The sequence below is a fragment of the Streptosporangium heterodermiicola genome (genome assembly GCF_051390675.1).
GTDB lineage: Bacteria > Actinomycetota > Actinomycetes > Streptosporangiales > Streptosporangiaceae > Streptosporangium.
Window position 1 is genome coordinate 257,309 of record NZ_JBPJSR010000007.1, and the last position, 15,892, is coordinate 273,200.

Annotated in this window: 15 protein-coding genes; 4 read left to right on the forward strand and 11 right to left on the reverse strand. The window is 71.3% G+C overall.

The window, feature by feature from the left end; all coding sequences use genetic code 11:
- Positions 1–759, reverse strand: coding sequence for a molybdenum cofactor guanylyltransferase (gene mobA / locus ACSC1Q_RS17850; RefSeq protein ID WP_436759824.1), 759 nt, complete (start codon positions 757–759; stop codon positions 1–3).
- Between the two features lie 42 nt (positions 760–801).
- A complete protein-coding gene (gene moaA / locus ACSC1Q_RS17855; protein ID WP_436759825.1) occupies positions 802–1,791 on the reverse strand; it encodes a GTP 3',8-cyclase MoaA in 990 nt (329 codons plus the stop codon).
- A gap of 217 nt (positions 1,792–2,008) precedes the next feature.
- On the opposite strand from moaA, the gene ACSC1Q_RS17860 reads away from it, so the two are divergent.
- The 4 genes from ACSC1Q_RS17860 (at position 2,009) to ACSC1Q_RS17875 (ending at position 4,832) form a co-directional block, all read left to right on the forward strand.
- A complete protein-coding gene (locus ACSC1Q_RS17860; protein ID WP_436759826.1) occupies positions 2,009–3,163 on the forward strand; it encodes an RtcB family protein in 1,155 nt (384 codons plus the stop codon).
- Positions 3,164–3,272: 109 nt separating this feature from the next.
- A complete protein-coding gene (locus tag ACSC1Q_RS17865) occupies positions 3,273–3,395 on the forward strand; it encodes a hypothetical protein (RefSeq protein WP_436759827.1) in 123 nt (40 codons plus the stop codon).
- Between the two features lie 15 nt (positions 3,396–3,410).
- On the forward strand, positions 3,411–3,971 hold the full coding sequence (locus tag ACSC1Q_RS17870; protein ID WP_436759828.1) for a Pycsar system effector family protein: 561 nt from the start codon (positions 3,411–3,413) through the stop codon (positions 3,969–3,971).
- Between the two features lie 174 nt (positions 3,972–4,145).
- The gene (locus ACSC1Q_RS17875; RefSeq protein WP_436759829.1) at positions 4,146–4,832 is read left to right on the forward strand and encodes a Crp/Fnr family transcriptional regulator; all 687 of its coding nucleotides are present in this window, start codon (positions 4,146–4,148) and stop codon (positions 4,830–4,832) included.
- 380 nt (positions 4,833–5,212) lie between these two features.
- Here ACSC1Q_RS17875 and ACSC1Q_RS17880 read toward each other — a convergent pair whose 3' ends face one another.
- The 9 genes from ACSC1Q_RS17880 to ACSC1Q_RS17920 all read right to left on the reverse strand — a co-directional run bounded on the left by ACSC1Q_RS17880 (position 5,213) and on the right by ACSC1Q_RS17920 (position 15,885).
- Positions 5,213–5,953, reverse strand: a complete 741-nt coding sequence (locus ACSC1Q_RS17880; RefSeq protein WP_436759830.1) for an aspartate/glutamate racemase family protein — start codon at positions 5,951–5,953, stop codon at positions 5,213–5,215.
- 61 nt (positions 5,954–6,014) lie between these two features.
- Positions 6,015–7,355, reverse strand: a complete 1,341-nt coding sequence (locus ACSC1Q_RS17885; RefSeq protein ID WP_436759831.1) for an NAD(P)/FAD-dependent oxidoreductase — start codon at positions 7,353–7,355, stop codon at positions 6,015–6,017.
- A gap of 37 nt (positions 7,356–7,392) precedes the next feature.
- A complete protein-coding gene (locus tag ACSC1Q_RS17890) occupies positions 7,393–8,268 on the reverse strand; it encodes a family 3 encapsulin nanocompartment shell protein (RefSeq protein ID WP_436759832.1) in 876 nt (291 codons plus the stop codon).
- A 115-nt stretch (positions 8,269–8,383) separates the two neighbouring features.
- Positions 8,384–9,235, reverse strand: a complete 852-nt coding sequence (locus ACSC1Q_RS17895; RefSeq protein ID WP_436759833.1) for a class I SAM-dependent methyltransferase — start codon at positions 9,233–9,235, stop codon at positions 8,384–8,386.
- Positions 9,236–9,308: 73 nt separating this feature from the next.
- Positions 9,309–10,136, reverse strand: coding sequence for an SDR family oxidoreductase (locus tag ACSC1Q_RS17900; protein ID WP_436759834.1), 828 nt, complete (start codon positions 10,134–10,136; stop codon positions 9,309–9,311).
- Positions 10,137–10,226: 90 nt separating this feature from the next.
- Entirely contained in the window at positions 10,227–11,249 is a 1,023-nt protein-coding gene (locus ACSC1Q_RS17905) for a sulfotransferase (RefSeq protein WP_436759835.1), read from the reverse strand.
- On the reverse strand, positions 11,246–12,514 hold the full coding sequence (locus ACSC1Q_RS17910; RefSeq protein ID WP_436759836.1) for an MFS transporter: 1,269 nt from the start codon (positions 12,512–12,514) through the stop codon (positions 11,246–11,248). Before ACSC1Q_RS17910 ends, ACSC1Q_RS17905 begins: the two co-directional genes overlap by 4 nt.
- Before the next feature lie 2 nt (positions 12,515–12,516).
- Positions 12,517–14,034, reverse strand: a complete 1,518-nt coding sequence (locus ACSC1Q_RS17915) for a DegT/DnrJ/EryC1/StrS family aminotransferase (protein ID WP_436759837.1) — start codon at positions 14,032–14,034, stop codon at positions 12,517–12,519.
- Positions 14,035–15,015: 981 nt separating this feature from the next.
- Positions 15,016–15,885 (reverse strand): UbiA family prenyltransferase, encoded by an 870-nt coding sequence (locus ACSC1Q_RS17920; protein WP_436759838.1) that lies wholly within the window; start codon positions 15,883–15,885, stop codon positions 15,016–15,018.
- Between the last annotated feature and the right edge of the window lie 7 nt (positions 15,886–15,892).

Below are 15,892 nucleotides of genomic sequence, written 5' to 3' on the forward strand. Positions count from 1 at the left end.
TCAACTCTCGCTCCTTGTCCGCGGTCGCGCCCGTCCCGCGCCGTCGCCGCTCTCGCGGCCCTCGCCGGAACCCACGCCTCCGCCGTCGGGGCCCGGCTCCACCGTCCGGGCCCGCTGTAGATCGTCCATGGTGTCGCAATCGAACCACGGCCGCCCGGTGAGATGAAGGGTGACCGGGGCGAGCGGGGCGAGCAGGCCGTGCAGCGACCGTCCTTCGTAGCGGGCGAGCGCCCGCGCCAGGCTCTCCGCGTGCCACACCCCGGCGAGCCACTGCTCGCGCCCGCCGTCGTCGAGGAGCACCGCCCCCGCCCGGGGCCCGCCCGCCTCTCCGGCCCCGCCCGGCGGTGTCCCCGTTCCCGCGTACGGCGCCTCGTCCCGCCCCTGCCCGGGGGTGGCGTACGGCGCCGTGTCCCGCCCGTCCCCCGCTCCTGCGGCGGCCAGCAGCGCGTCCACATGCTCGGCGGTCAGGAACGGGAGGTCGGCGGCGAGCAGCGCCACCCACGGCGCGGTCACCTCGGCCAGGCCCGCCCGCAGCGCCGGGACGGGACCGCCTCCGGGCGGGTCCTCACGCCGGAAGATCGCGCGCGGCAGGCCGGGGCGGGGCGGCCCGACGACGATCAGCCGTGCCGCGCCGGGCACGGCGGCGGCCACCGACTCGACCAGCGGGCGGCCGGAGACGCGCAGGCCGGGCTTGTCACGCCCGCCGAGCCTTCGCGCGAGACCGCCCGCCAGGATGCAGGCGTCGTGGCGGACGGTCATCGGACACCTCCGGGTCTCTCCGGGTCTCTCCGGGTCAGGACCTCAGCCCCCGATGGCGGACATCGGGCGGGACGGCTGCAGGAAGGCCGGGTCGTCGATGCCGTGACCGGCCTTCTTGATCCGTACCGCGGATCGCCAGCGCTCGGCGAGCTCGTCGTCCCCGGCGCCCCCGCGCATCGCGGCCCTCAGGTCGGACTCGTCGGTGGCGAACAGGCAGTTGCGGATCTGGCCGTCGGCGGTGAGCCGCACCCGGTCGCAGGCGCCGCAGAACGGCCGGGTGACCGAGCCGATCACCCCCACCCTGGCAGGGCCGCCCTCGACGAGGAACAGCTCGGCCGGGGCGCTGCCGCGCTCCGCCGCGTCGGCGTCGGCCAGGTCGAAGTCGGCCTTGAGCGTCGCGAGGATCTCGTCGGCCGTGATCATGTTCTCCCGGCGCCAGCCGTGCTGGGCGTCCAGCGGCATCTGCTCGATGAACCGGAGCTCGTAACCCCGCTCCAGGCAGTAGCGGAGCAGCGGCACGGCCTCGTGGTCGTTGATCCCGCGCATCAGCACCGTGTTGACCTTGACCGGGCGCAGTCCCGCGGCGTCGGCCGCCTCCAGCCCCTGGAGGACGTCGGCGAGGCGGTCGCGGTGGGCGAGCTCTTTGAAGGTCTCGCGGTCGAGGGTGTCGAGGGAGACGTTGACCCGGTGCAGACCGGCGGCGGCGAGGGAGGCGGCCATCCGGCTCAGCCCGATCCCGTTGGTGGTCAGCGAGACCTGCGGGACGGGGTCGAGCGCGGTGGTGCGGGTCACGATGTCGAGCAGCTCGCGGCGGAGCAGGGGCTCGCCGCCGGTGTAGCGGACCTCGGTGATGCCGAGCCGCTCGACCCCGATGGTGACCAGCCTGACGATCTCGTCGGCGGTCAGCAGCTCGGGTTTCGGCAGCCATTCGAGGCCTTCGGGCGGCATGCAGTAGGAGCAGCGCAGGTTGCAGCGATCGGTCAGGGACACCCGCAGGTCAGTCGCCACGCGGCCGAACGAGTCCTGCAGCACGGGACGCCACCTCCCAGTCGGTCACCTGATGGAACAGGGGCCAGCCTACGGCCAGCCCCCCGCCCAGCCCTAAACAGGCCTCACTCTTCCAACATCACCACGAGACGGTTGATTCCTCAACGGGAGCGAGGGGCCGTGATCTTCGGCGCCCGATAAAATAAGTGGGATCTCATGCACGTGGGTGGGCAAACTGGATCTCGCAACGAAGGAGATCATGATGCCGAACCAGCCCGCACCGAACCTGGTGTCGTGGGCCAGCGAGATCGACGAGGGTACGATCACGCAGGCCGCGCGCGCCGCCCGCCTGCCGTTCGTCTCCGGACACGTCGCTCTCATGCCCGACGCGCACATCGGCATCGGCGCGACGGTCGGATCGGTGATCCCCACCGAAGGGGCGATCATCCCGGCCGCCGTCGGCGTCGACATCGGCTGCGGCATGGTCGCGACCGAGACGACGCTCACCGCCGCCGACCTCCCGGACACCCTTGAGGCCCTGATGCCGCTGGTGGAGAAGCGGATTCCGGCGGGCGTGGGCAAGGGCCACGACGACCCGTCCATGGACCGCGCGCTCGGCGACCTCGGCCGCCCGCACACCGGCCTGACCTCCCACCAGGAGAGGAAGGTGTCCCTGCAGTTCGGCACCCTCGGATCCGGCAACCACTTCGTCGAGGTCTGCCTCGACGAGCGTGACCGGGTCTGGACGGTGCTGCACTCGGGCTCGCGCGGCATCGGCAACCTGCTCGCGACCAAGCACATCGTCGACGCCAAGAAGCTGATGAAGGAGCAGGCGATCGGCCTGGAGGACCCGGACCTGGCCTACCTGCTGCAGGACACGCCGGAGTTCACCGCCTACATCGAGGACATGCTGTGGTCGCAGGCCTACGCCATGGCCTCGCGTGCCCGGATGGACAGGGTGCTGAGCGACGCCCTGTTCCGGGTCGTCGGTGAGGGCCGGCGGCTCCGCACGATCAACTGTCACCACAACTTCACCCAGCGGGAGACGCACGGCGGCAAGGACCTGTGGATCACCCGTAAGGGGGCCATCAAGGCCGACACCGGCGACGAGGGCGTGATCCCGGGCTCGATGGGGACGCGCTCGTACATCGTGCGCGGGCTCGGTAACCCGATGTCGTACAACTCCTGCTCCCACGGAGCCGGCCGCAGGATGTCGCGGACCCGGGCGAAGCGGGAGCTGACGGCCGCGTCCCTCACCGAGGCGATGCGCGGCCGGACCTGGAACGCGGACCGGGCCGCCGCCCTGGTGGACGAGCACCCGCGGGCGTACAAGTCGATCGACCAGGTGATGGCGGACCAGAGGGACCTGGTCGCGATCCAGCACACGCTGCGCCAGGTGTTCAACTACAAGGGCTGAGCCCACGGTCCTCGGGCCCCGTCGCCGGTCGCGGGCGGCGGGGCTTCGTGTTCGCCGATTTTCCTCCCGGCCATCGCCTGGACCAGAGGACGGGGCGAATCTCTCTCACATGATCAACCATGTACAGATCATGACCTTCCTCGGTTCAATGGTGCGGGAGTGTGTCGAGGTCCTGCCGCATCGCAGAACGACACCGGAAGCGGGAATCGCCGCGACCGTCGAACCGGCTTGAGGTGAGGGGTCTGGAGTGCTGCGTCGTCTCGTCAAGAAGAGGGTGGAACCTCAGGTCACGGAGCTGGAACGCGCGGAGGCCGCCCGCGCCTACGCCACCCGGTTGTTCACCGAGGCCCGCGAGGAGCTCAACCGCGCCGACGCGAAGGCGCAGGTACTGCTCGGGGTCGCCGGAATCGGGCTCGGCGCCGTCGCCGGAGGCCTGCTCGCCGGGAGCTGGTCGCCGTTCGAGCTGTCCGACACCGTCGAATGGCTGTGGTGGGCGGGGATCCTCGCGGCCCTCGCGGCTCTTTCCTGCCTCACCGGAGCGGTTTACCCCAGGACGGGAAAGACCAAGAGCAACAAGCCGGGATACATAGGCTATTACGGCGACGTGCTGCGGTTCGATTCCAACGAGGCGACCATCGCGGCCCTGTCGCGTTCCTCCGTCCTGGACCTCGAACGGACCACCGACCAGATTCGTCGCCTGAGCAGGATCATCGAGCGGAAGTACCAGTTGATCCGGTGGGGATTCTGGCTGCTGCTGAAGGCGATCGTCCTGACACTCGGCGCGATCATGATAAATCTGACACTTTAGTGCCCACCAGGACGAACGGAATGACGTCTCCGGCGCTTCACCGGATACTGGTCGCGTCGAAGTTCGAAAACCCGGACTTCCCGCCGGATTTCTCCCGGTTGTCGGCGCGCCGGGGTCGGCATACGCCTGGAGTACGCACTCACGGCGGCGTCTCGGGCAACTGAGGAGACAGGAATGGACCAGACGCTGCGGGGGCTCGGCTCCCTCCTTCCCGGCGAGGCCTGGCGGACGCTCCTGTCAGACGGGGTCGAGCGCCGCTACGAGGCGGGAGAGGTGATGCTCCACCAGGGCGATCCCGGCACCCACGTGCTCGTTCTCGCCTCGGGGAAGATCAAGGTGATGCGCGTCGAGCCCAACGGGACCGAGCTGCTGCTCGCCGTACGGGGACCGGGTGAGGTCATCGGTGAGATCGCCGTGCTCGACGGGTCCGACCGGTCGGCGACCGTGACCGCGCTGAGCGCGTGCGTGACGCACATCCTGCCCGCCGATCGTTTCAGCCGGATCGTCGACCGGTTCGGCCTGCACGACGTCCTCATGCGGCTGCTCCTGCGCCGCTATCGGGAGGGCGAGGACATCCGCGTGGAACTCGCGGGGTTGCCGGCGTTCGACCGCGTCGTGCGGATCCTGCTCCGGCTCGCCGGGGGCGCGCACGGTTCACAACTCGCCGTGGACCTCTCCCAGGACGAGCTGGCCAGCGCGACGGGCCTGTCCCGCTCCTCCGTGGCCGCCGAACTGGCCGAGCTGAGGAGGCGCGGTCACATCGCCACGTCCCGGCGGCAGATCATGATTCGCGATCTCCGAAGGTTGACGGAGCTCGCCGGGGGACACACCCTCGGCGGTTCCCGGCGAAGCGCCGGATGACGTCCGCACGCGCCCTTCGCCCATGTCGTTCTCCTCTCCGTCCACCGGCCCGCGTCGTGGTCCCGGTTCGGAAACGCGGCGGACGGCGTGGTCACACGGATCGAGGACGCCGCCGCGACACCTCGGGCCGCCGCCCGGCCGTACGCCGTCGGAACACCGCTCTCAACCCGCGTGACCGGCCGCCCGAATATGGATTTCTCGCGTCGGAACGGAGGGGGAGGTCGGCCATGACCTTGTCGTAGTGGGCGCGGGTCCCCTTCTCCGCGTACTGACAAAAATCGGCGGTTATGTGGGTTCCGTAACCCACATGACCGCCCGCGTTCGGCGACGAAGGGCAGGCGTGTCCGGCCCGCCCTCTCCCCGCCTCCCGGAGGAGCCGGTCACGGGTTCGCGGCGGGGCCGGGGACGCCGAAGGGGCGGCGCGTCAGGCTTCGGTGGACCATCTGGGTGAGCGTCACGATGTCGAAGACCGGCACGCCGAGCCGCGCCTGGATCTCGTGCGCGTAGGGCACCACGTCGGTGCACTCGATGACGAGCGCTCCCATGTCCGGGTTCTCCTTCGCCAGCCGCTCGGCCTGGCTCAGCACCTCGCGGCCCAGGCGGTCGGCGTCGAGTTCGGCTCGCCGCCCTTCGAGCATGACCTCGCGGAACTCCGGCTGGTCCTCCAGGCCCGCGACGCAGACCGGGACGTGCTCGGCACCGACCGCCTCCAGGTGGCGGCGGGTGAGGGAGGGCTTCTTGGCGACCAGCAGCCCGACCTTCCGGTCCGAGCGGATCATGCGGTGGACCATGGGCAGCTGGATCAGGCTTGAGGCGTGGAGCGGGACGTTGACCGCGTCGGCCAGCTGCCTCTGGAAGATGGCGAGGAAGCCGCAGGCGCCGGTGATGGCCGCCGCGCCCCGCGCCTCCAGTTCCCGCGCGGCCTGGATGAACGGGTCGAGCAGGCTCGGGTCGGCCTGGGTCACCACGCGCTCCGCCGTCGCGCCGTCCACGACCCGGTAGATGACGGGGAAGTCGAAGGTGGCCCGGTTGCGGATGTGCCCCGGGATCTTGGTGAAGCCGGTGTCGCAGCAGAGGACGCCGATCGCGACGTCGCGCGTCGTGTCCGTTCCGGTCGCCATGGTGGTCTCTCCCGTCGGAGGAGGCTGAGTGCGGGTACGGGCGTGGCCGGTCGTCAGGAACTCAGGAACGGGGCCGGCGCCGGACGCGGCCCCGGTGGCGATCGGGACGCAGGGGGGTGAGGTCCGTCTCGGGCCGCTCTCCGGAGACGATCTGGGCGATCAGCCTGCCGCTGACCGGCGCGAGACCCATGCCGATGTGGCCGTGGCCGCACGCGACGGACAGGTTGCGGTAGGGGCCGGCGCGTCCCAGGTAGGGAAGGCCGTCCGGGCTGCAGGGGCGGAAGCCGCTCCAGGTTTCGAGGACCTCGGTGCGCTCCAGCTCCGGGAGGTAGGTGTGGACGGTCCGCAGGATGCCGTCCACGCGGCGGCGGGAGATCGTGGCGTCCAGGCCCGACAGCTCCAGGGTCCCGCCGAAGCGGAGGCGATCGCCGAGGGGTACGACCGCGACCTTCCCCTCGCCCAGCAGGACCGGCAGCCGGGGCGCGTTGGCCGGCGCCTTGACCGTGACGGAGTACCCCTTGGCGGGCTGGAGCCTGAGCCCGAGGCCCAGCTCGCGGGCGTGTCCCGCCGACCACGTCCCGGCGGCGACGACCGTCTCGCGGGGGGTGAGGTCCCCTCGCGTGGTCCTGACCCGCCGGACCTCGCGGCCCGCGACCTCGAAGCCGACGACCTCGGTCCGCTCGTGGATCTCGACGCCCATGCCTTCGAGCGTCCGGGCGAGACCGGTGACGAACTCGGGAACACGCAGGTAGGCGCCCTCCTCGTTGTACAGGGCGCCGTGGATGTCGAACCCGGCGTCCGGTTCGAGCACGCTCAGCTCCCCCGGTTCGAGGACGCGCAGCGGCACGCCGCTCGCGACCGTGCCGGGCACCGACAGGCGCGCCTTCTCGAACCCCCGCGGTGTCCGGTACGCGAGGAGCATGCCCTGGGCGGTGAGGGTGGAGGCGAGGTCGCCCGACGCGCAGAGCTCCCGCAGGATGTCGAGGCTCCGCCTCTTCATGTCGACCAGCACGCGGAACCCGGCCTTCGCGTCCCGCTCGTTGCAGGCGCGGCGGAAGTGCCAGAGCCAGGACAGCAGCTCGGGGTCCGGCCTCGGCCTGATGTAGAAGGGGCTCTCCGGGTTGAGAAGCCAGCGCAGCCCCTGTGCCATCACGCCGGGCTCGGCGAGGGGAAGCGCGCCCTGCGTGCCGACGAAGCCGGTGTTGCCGTACGAGCAGGACTGGGGGCCGCCGAGCGGGCCGCGTTCCACGACGGTCACGCCGTGGCCCGCGCGGCGCAGGTAGTAGGCGCAGAACAGGCCGACGACGCCGCCCCCGACGACGAGGACGTCGGGATCGCGCCGGATGGGTGCCGCCGGGTTCGGCGGGGGCGGCGAAGGCGGCGGGGGCGGCGCTGTCGGCATGTGCGCTCCTTCTACGGGGTCACGGCGGGGCCGGGGGTCACAGGGTCACGATGAAGAAGTTGGTCATGAGGTTGATCACGACCCGTTCGTAGATCTCGGCCATGAGCGCGATGCCGGGCTCGGCGAAGGTCCCCGGGGGCGGTTCGGCGAAGCGGATCACCGAGCGCCCGGCGTCGAACAGCTGGGCACCGTGCCCGAAGTCGCCGACGATGGCGGTTCCCGGGTCGACCAGACGCGTCCGCACGACGAAGACGCCGTTCTGCTCCAGGTCGTCCATCAGGCGGCCCTGTCCCATGAAGCGGTAGTAGTCGACGGGGTTGATGATGAGGCCGTCGGCCGTACCTCCCATCTGCTCGGCCTCGTTGCACGCCGCGAGGATCGTCGAGGTGAACGGGCCCTTCGACGTCATGCGTATGACGTCCGGGATGTTCAGCAGCCCGCCCTTGCCACGGATGATCGTGTGGTTCTCGGCCGTGCCGAGGCGGACGATCAGCCGGTAGTTGATGAAGGACTCGAAGGTCTCGGGGTCCTCCCACAGTCCGGGCGGCACCTGCACCCACGCGGTGGTGGGATAGAGCTCCGGGACCGGCGACCTGTGGAAGCGGTTCGCCGCCTCACGCCTCAGGTCGGCCTCGTCGACGCGGGGGTCGTCCGGCCGGGGCGGGCTCTCCTGCCAGTAGTACCGCCGGGGGTCCCTGGAGAGGTCGACGACCTTGAGCATGTTGCGTGCCGGGTAACGCGGCTTGCGCCGCGAGCTCGTCAGTGAGTCGGTGATCGTCACGTCGTACTCGACGGAGGCCTCAAGCCCCTTGGCCGTACAGGCCTCGACGAACATCCGGCCCGGCGACATCTGCTTCTTCCGCTCGGCGACGACCTCGGCCATCGTCCGCTTCACGCCATCCGTACGTTGCATGACTTCCTCGCTCATGGTGGTTCCGCGCTCGTCGTGGGTCGGCGTTCGTCGTGGGTCCGGTGCTCGTGGTGGGTCCGGTGCCCGTGGTGGTTCCGCGCTCGGCGCGGGTCCGGCGCTACGGGGTGGCGTCGCCGGGCTTGCGGGTGACGAACATGCCCCAGCCGAACTCGCCGTCGTCGATGGCGACCTGGATCTCCGCGCAGGACTCGGCGAAGGCCAGCATCCAGTCGCGGGCCGCGGCGTCCTGTGTCGTCCCGGCGCGCTCCGTGGCCGTCCTGCCCAGTACGCGGTAGGTCTGCCTGATGTGGCTCTCCAGGTTGCGGGCGAGGAGGATCTCGAACCCGGCCTCCTGAAGGACGGTCTGGTAGCCGACGAACGAGTAGCCGCCGTTCCATCTCACGCGGTCGTAGACGTGCTTGCGGGCGCGCTCGCCGACCTCCTCCTTGGGCTGGAGGAAGTCGGAGAAGGCGAAGACGCCCCCGGGCCTGAGGACGCGGTGGATCTCACGGTGGCTGCTGGGCTTGTCCGGTACGAGGCAGAGCGCGTCCTGGCTGACGACGTGGCTGAAGGTGCCCGTCTCGTACGGCATGTCGATGACCGAGCCCTGGCGGAACCCGATGTCGAGCCCGGTCTCGGCGGCGAGCGCCTCCCGCGCGAACTTCACACGCTCCACGCTCAGGTCGAGCCCCTCTCCCCGGCAGCCGAACCGCCTGGCGAGGTGGATGAGGAAGTTGCCGCAGCCGCAGCCGACGTCGAGCACCGAGGAGGAGCCGTCGATCATGGCGTCCGCGGCCAGGATGCCGGACGTCCGCTCGGCGGCGGCCCGGTAGTCGTCGTCGGTGTCGTCCGCGAAGTAACCGGTGTGCAGGACGCCGTCGCCGTCCCAGAAACTCAGGTAGGTGCTGAGGGTCTGGTCGAAGAAATCGCGGACGTCCTTCTCGGTGTGGGCGTGGCTGGTCGTCGACATCACGGGTGCCTTTCTCGTCTTCGGGAATCCTGTTTTCCGAAACCCCGGCCTCCGGGGCTCCGTGTTTCGAGCGTCATGTGAAGGTGTCCCTGCTCGCGGAGGTGAGGTGGGCCGGTTCCGGCCCCACCACGCCGGCGCCACCGTCGATCAGGTGGAGCGCGCCGGTGACGAACGAGGCCCGCTCCCCCGCGAGGAAGGCCGCCACGGCGGCGAACTCGGCCGGGTCGCCGATGCGGCCCAGGGCGTTGTGACGGCCCATGGCACGCAACCGGGCCTCGACGTCGCCGTCCACGGCCAGCTTCGCCGCCGCCCGTTCCACCGGCGGGGTACGGGTCGTGCCGGGCGCCAGCACGTTGACGGTGATGCCGTCGCGGCCGAGCTCCGAGGCGAGGGACTGGGCGAAACGCACGATGGCGGCGCGGGTCATCCCGGACAGCGCCAGCTGCGGGATGGGGACGCTCGCCGTCTCCGAGGCCACGAAGAGCAGCCGGCCCCACCGGGCGGCCCTCAGGTGCGGCAGTGCCGCGAGGGCGAGGGCGATCGCCGGGGAGAGCACCTTGTCGACGGCCGCCCGGTAGTCGGCCGGTTCGAACCGCGAGGCCGTGCCGATCGGCGGGCTGCCGCCGCTGACGAGGACGATGTGGAGCGCGCCGAGGTCGGCGGCGACCTCGTCGACCCAGCGGCGCGCGGCGTCCCCGTCGGTGACGTCGACGCTCGTGGCGTGCACACGTCCGCGCGCCACCTCCTTGACGCTCCGTTCCGCCTCCGCGAGCCGGTCGCGGTCGCGCGCGCCGATCGCGACGTGCGCTCCCTCCCTGGCCAGTTCCATGGCGGCGGCCAGGCCGAGGCCGCTGGAGCCACCGGCGACGAGCGCGACCCTGTTCCCAAGCCCCAGGTCCACCCTTCCTCCTCCTTGCCGTCCCTGCCGTTCTTGCCGTTTCTGTGCCGTCCTGCCGTACGGGCTCCCCGACGCGTGCCCGGAAGGCGCGGTCTAGCGCTCACCGGTCGCCCGTGGCGGCGCGGTACCGGCCTGCCGCGCGCCGGTGGGGGGTGTGCCGCCGTACTCGTAGCCGTAGCGCCGGAGGAGCGGCCACGACAGCGTCGTCGCGGCCAGCCTGGCGGGTGCGGGAAGGCCGGTCCTCCAGGAGTCGTCCCGGTTCCTGATGACGGTGGTCCCGGTGTCGAAGCGATCCGGATTGCCGGTGACCGTGTGGTTGGTATGGAGTTCGACCGTCCGGCCCCGTACCGGGTTGGCGGCGGGGTCGGCGCCGCAGAGCCGTAGCAGCGCGTCGATCGTCCCGGCCGGGTCGGCGATGAACTCCTCGTAGCGCAGGAACATCGACCGTTCGGGATGGCGCTTGAGGATCGCCCGCGAGGCCACGTTGAAGCCGTGCCAGTAGGCCGTGCTCTTCCTGGACGACATGACGTAGCAGTACTGCTTCTCCCGGCTCCACGACTGGGCGACCGCCCGGGGGTCGCGCACGAGATGGACGTAGTAGGGCGTCACCCCTTCGAGGTGCGGCAGCAGGGCCGCCTCACCGGGGATCTTGGTGGTGTCCACGAGCACGCGCGCGCCGGTCAGCGCGGCGACGGCGTGGTAGGTCCGCGCCATCAGGGCGGCGTGCTCGCGGATCTCGGCGGAGTGCAGCCCCCGGCCGAGTACGCGCCAGGTGTGCCGCGTCCGTACGCAGGCCAGCTGGCGGCGGATGACGGCGTCCGCGTGGGCCTCGGCCGAGACCCCGGGCGGGCGGTCGAGCGGGAGGATCCTCGACCAGAGGTGACACTCGGTCAGCGGCCTGCCGCAGCCGCACGAGCTGTTCGCGCCCCTGCCCGTGGAGTTCTTCCACAGGAAGTGCATCTCCCCGACATGGAAGAACTCCGGGACCTCGTTGAGGACGTTGCCGATGATGGTGCTGCCGTTGCGGCACCAGCCGGTGACGCAGAGGATCCTGAGCGGCGACGCGCCCGGGGATTCCGATGTGTTGATGACGTGCTCCTGACTCGACTGGCTCAACTCACGACCGCCGGTCGCGCGTCGGGCCGGCGGACACACAGCGACACGACCACGGCCGTCGCCGCGCAGGCGGCACCGACGACGAACACCGCGGGGTAGCCGAACCCGGCCGCGACCGCTCCGGCCAGCGGCCCCCAGACGGCCAGGCCCAGGTCCCAGAAGGAGGTGTAGGCACCGATCGCGGCTCCCTGCCTCGACGGGTCGGTGCGGTTCATCACCATCAGGGCCAGCGACGGGTGCAGCAGCGAGAACCCGACCCCCATGATCAGGCTGCCGAGTACGGCGACGGGCAGGTTCGGGGCCAGGGCGATGATCGACAGGCCGGTGGCCTCGCCGGCACCGGACCAGATCGCGACCCTGCGCGGCCCGAGCCGGTCCGGCAGATGGCCGATGAACAGGCGGGTGCCGGCGTAGACGGCGCTGAAGACGCTGAGCACGACGACACCCGACGAGACGCCACGGGCCTGAAGGTGGAGGACGACGAAGGCGGCGAGCCCGGCGTACCCCGCGGCGGCGAGCGCGAGGGCCAGTCCCGGCAGCAGTGCGGGGCGCGGCAGCAGGGTGCTCCGCCAGCTCCCCCGGCTCCGCCGCGCCCGCTCCCGCCGCCCTTCACCGTCCGGCCCTTCGGCGTCCGGTATCACGCCCGGCCGCCTCTCACCGGGCCGACCGGTCCCGGAGGGCGTGGAGGCCCCGGAGGTCGCGGGAACCGAGCCGATCAGCAGGAGGCCGACGAACGCCGCGACGACGCCGAAGCCCCACACCGCGCCGTAGCCGAGGTTCAGCAGCGCCGCGCCGAGGAAGGTCCCGGCCGAGATCCCGCCCCACATGCTGATGCCGTAGAGCCCGATCAGCTGCCCGCGGCGGTCGTACGGCGCGAGCGACACGACCCAGACGGCACCCGCGGTGAAGAGCGACGCCTCGCCGGCACCGAGCAGCAGTCGGACGGCGACGAGACCGTTCAGGCCGAGCGGCAGGAAGTAGAGCAGGCCGCCGACGGTGATGATCAGCGCGCCGGCCAGCATGACGGGGCGGTGGCCGTACCGGTCCGCGAGGTGGCCGGAGACCGGCCGTACGAGCAGGGCCGTGAGCGCCGTCGCCATGACGACCAGCCCGACGGCGAGGTCTCCGGCGCCGAAGCTCTCCCTGACGAAGCCGGGCAGCACCGGGATCGCCGCGCTGAGACCCAGGTAGCCGCAGAAGAGCCCCCCGAAGACCCCGACGAGGGCGAGGCGCGGGATCGTGTTCCTTTCCGCGGGGGCCTCCATCGCTACTGCCCGACGGGGGCGGTGTCGGCCAGCCCGGTGACCGGTTCCGCCAGCGGGGCGGGGGCGTGGCCGCCGGGCGCGTACCCGCGATCGTCACCCAGGACGGCACGAACCGGCTCAGCCTGCGGCCCGGAGTCCCGGACGCCGGGCGCGTACCCGCGATCGTCACCCAGGACGGCACGCACCGGTTCCGTGAGGCGGCGGTCCGGCGTGACGGCGGCCGCCACCTTGCGGACCGCCTGGATCAGGTGGTCACAGTCCTGCGCCGAGAGGCTGGAGGACAGGGGGACGTCGATCGCCTGCTCCAGGTATCTCGTGGTGTTCGGCAGCAGCGCCTTGATCTCACCGGCGTCCTTGGCGCCGAACATGAAGCGCCAGTTCCAGAAGACCCGCACGTTGGTGTCCTCGTCGGAGCCGAGGTTGCGCGCGTCGACCCCCTCGCGGCAGAGGGCGTTCGCGAACCACTTCGCGTCCACGCCGGGAACGCGGAAGATGAACGCCTCGCCGAGGTAGGCGCCGGGTTCCACGGGCTGCCGGATCGCGATCCGTGAGAGGCCGGAGAGGGCCGAGGCCACGTAGGTGTAGTTGCGGTGGAAACGCTCCAGGCGCAGCGGCAACCGGGCCATCTCGGCGCGCAGCAGGGCCGCGCGGATCTCGTCCATGCGGAAGCTGAGCAGCGGCAGGTCGAGATCGGTGCCGATCGGCGGCTCTCCGTCGGGGAAGTGCCGCCGGAAGCGTCCCTCGTACGCGCCGGAGAGCACGACGGCACGGGCGAAGAGCACGCTGTCGTCCGTGGCCAGGAAGCCACCCTCGCCGCAGTTGAGCGACTTGTCCGACTGGGTGCTGAAGGCTCCCGCGAGGCCGAAGGTGCCGAGCTTGCGGCCCTTCAGCTCGGCTCCGAGGGCCGGTACGGCGTCTTCGAACACCGGCACGCCCATCTCGGCGGCGAAGCGCGTCAGTGCCTCCATGTCGGCGGCGAAGCCGCGCATGTGGACGACCAGGATCCCCTTGATCTCGGGTGTCCAGCGGCGGCGGAGGTCCTCGATGTCCATGTGGAGGTTCTCGTCCACCTCCACCAGCAGGGGGGTGCACCCGGCGAGCACGATGGCGCTGGGGGTGGCGACGAAGGTGAAGCCGGGGCAGGCGATCAGGGAACCGCGCGGGATCCCCGCCGCCATGATGGCGAGCGCGATCGCGGTGGTGCCGCTCGACACGGCCAGCGCGTGCTTGGTCCCGAAGTAGCGGCACAGTTCCTCCTCGAACCGGCCGCACTCGGTGTCCCGCTGGGATCGGTGGTCGTAGCGGAAGTAGAGATGGCTGCGGATGGCGCGGATCGCCGCCTCCTCGTCCTCGGGGTGGACGAAGACGGCTCCCTTGTCGTAGGTCGGCCAGGGCACACGCCGGACGGGGTCGCCGCCGTGGATGGCGAGCCGCGTCTTTTCGGACTTTCCGCTCCCCGGCAGGGGTGACGGCGGTGGTGACGGCAGGACCGGCGCGGGTCCCTCCTTCTTTCTGTTCACCGTCGAGCTCCTTGTTGCTGGCTGGCTGGTTTTCTCGTCTTTTCTCGTCGATGGCTTTCCGGCAGGCGTGATCACCACCACCGGCGCGGTCGTGGTCACGCGGTTCCGGTGGTGTCGAAGGTGGCGGCGGTGAACTGGTCTGTCGCGCTCCCCGCCGCGACAGCGGGCCGGGAACGGACCGGAAAAAATACTGGTGGCCGTCCGGGAAACCGCGGAGATCAATTCTTCCGACGGTTCACCGGGTTTGCGGGACGGGCTTTTCGATCATGCTGGAGGTCTTGGAAAATCTTTTGAATGTTCCCTAAAGCCGCCAAGGGTGTCAATGGGCAGAAATGGTATGGCCGCGGCAATGGACGCGCGATCCTTCGCGTGTATCCGCGACCACCTGCGCCTTTCCCGGAGCGCCGGATAAATCACCGCGCCCGCGACTCCGGCGGCGGGCGTCACGGCCCGGCCGAGGTGGCGGGCCCTTTCCGGCGACGGCTCCCGTCTTGGGCCGGCGACCCGCCTGAGCTGGGAGTCAGGCATTCACCGCACACCCCGGCGGCCTATGGCGCACGCCATCGGAGGGGGCTCGCCAAAGACCCTCGGACCGGATCCCGGGGCGGGATATCGAGGATCCCGGCCCGGAAGTCAGAAAACCCACAAAACCTATAAATAAAGTCGAAAATTCGGAATCAAAGCATCGCCGACGGGAGGAGTTTACCTTCGGCTCTCTCGGGAGTGCATTTGACATCTCCATTTCGGTCACCACCTTATCCGCGTTTGCGGAAATACCCTCGGGTGTGGCCCCATTTCCTTTACAGCCGAATCGATATTCGCCGCTCACCCGAAACACCTTCGCGCGATGCGTACGCTCCCCCGGTGGCGTGACACCGCGCCCGCCGCTCCTTTCGTCACATACGGGAGTACGGGGTCGATCTGGAACGGCCGGGCCGGACACCGATCGGCCGGGGAGCGGGCCCGCCGGACGCGGACCTGTCAGGGGACGGTGATCGCGGTGCCGCGGGCGAGGAGCAGGGTGACGTCGACCGCGGCGACGGCGATCGCCGCGGCGAAGGGGACGCGCGACGAGCCCCGGCCCAGGGCCAGCCCCCCGGCGGTGAAGGCCCCCGCCGCCGCCAGGGCGGCCCAGCCGCCCGCGCCCGGCGGCTCCGGGGGGCCGAGGACGAGCAGGGTCGTCGCGGCCAGCAGGGGCAGCGGGATCAGGAGGCGGACGCGGGCGGTGCCGAGCCGCTGCGGCCAGCCGCGGACCCCGCCCGCGAGGTCCGCGGGGATGTCGGGGAGCACGTTGGCCAGGTGCGCCCCGCAGCCGAGCAGCGCCCCGGCGGCCACCGCCCACCAGGCGGGCCACGGGTGTCCCGGCAGGCCCAGGGTCACGAACCCCGGCAGCGAGCCGAAGCCCACCGCGTACGGCAGCCAGGACAGCGCGGTCGCCTTGAGCCCGAGGTCGTAGGCCCACGCCGCGGCGACACCGGCCAGGTGGACGGCCCCGGCGGCGGGACCGGAGGCCAGCGAGAGCGGCACGCACAGCGCCAGGGCCGCGAGCGCGGCGGCCCACACCGCGCGGACGCCCACCGCGCCGGAGGCGACGGGCTTGCCGGTGCGGCCCGCGGCGGCGTCGCGCGCGGCGTCCACCGCGTCGTTGCACCAGCCGATCGAGAGCTGCCCCGCCACCACGGCCGCGGCCACCAGGGCGCACCCGGCCGCGTCGCGCCCGCTCGCGACGGCCAGCGCGGTCACCAGGACGGTGACCGCCACGGTCGGCCCCGGGTGACAGGCGAGCAGCAGTCCCCGTACGGCCCGGAGCGACGGCCCGGGTCCCAGGCGCGATGGCCGGCTCGTCGTCACGGATCGA

What these genes read in the sequence shown, in the direction of transcription:
- mobA (WP_436759824.1), bottom strand. Translation starts at nt 759, where the DNA reads ATGACCGTCCGCCACGACGCCTGCATCCTGGCGGGCGGTCTCGCGCGA.
- ACSC1Q_RS17860 (WP_436759826.1), top strand. Translation starts at nt 2,009, where the DNA reads ATGCCGAACCAGCCCGCACCGAACCTGGTGTCGTGGGCCAGCGAGATC.
- ACSC1Q_RS17865 (WP_436759827.1), top strand. Translation starts at nt 3,273, where the DNA reads ATGATCAACCATGTACAGATCATGACCTTCCTCGGTTCAATGGTGCGG.
- ACSC1Q_RS17875 (WP_436759829.1), top strand. Translation starts at nt 4,146, where the DNA reads ATGGACCAGACGCTGCGGGGGCTCGGCTCCCTCCTTCCCGGCGAGGCC.
- ACSC1Q_RS17880 (WP_436759830.1), bottom strand. Translation starts at nt 5,953, where the DNA reads ATGGCGACCGGAACGGACACGACGCGCGACGTCGCGATCGGCGTCCTC.
- ACSC1Q_RS17885 (WP_436759831.1), bottom strand. Translation starts at nt 7,355, where the DNA reads ATGCCGACAGCGCCGCCCCCGCCGCCTTCGCCGCCCCCGCCGAACCCG.
- ACSC1Q_RS17890 (WP_436759832.1), bottom strand. Translation starts at nt 8,268, where the DNA reads ATGCAACGTACGGATGGCGTGAAGCGGACGATGGCCGAGGTCGTCGCC.
- ACSC1Q_RS17895 (WP_436759833.1), bottom strand. Translation starts at nt 9,235, where the DNA reads ATGTCGACGACCAGCCACGCCCACACCGAGAAGGACGTCCGCGATTTC.
- ACSC1Q_RS17910 (WP_436759836.1), bottom strand. Translation starts at nt 12,514, where the DNA reads ATGGAGGCCCCCGCGGAAAGGAACACGATCCCGCGCCTCGCCCTCGTC.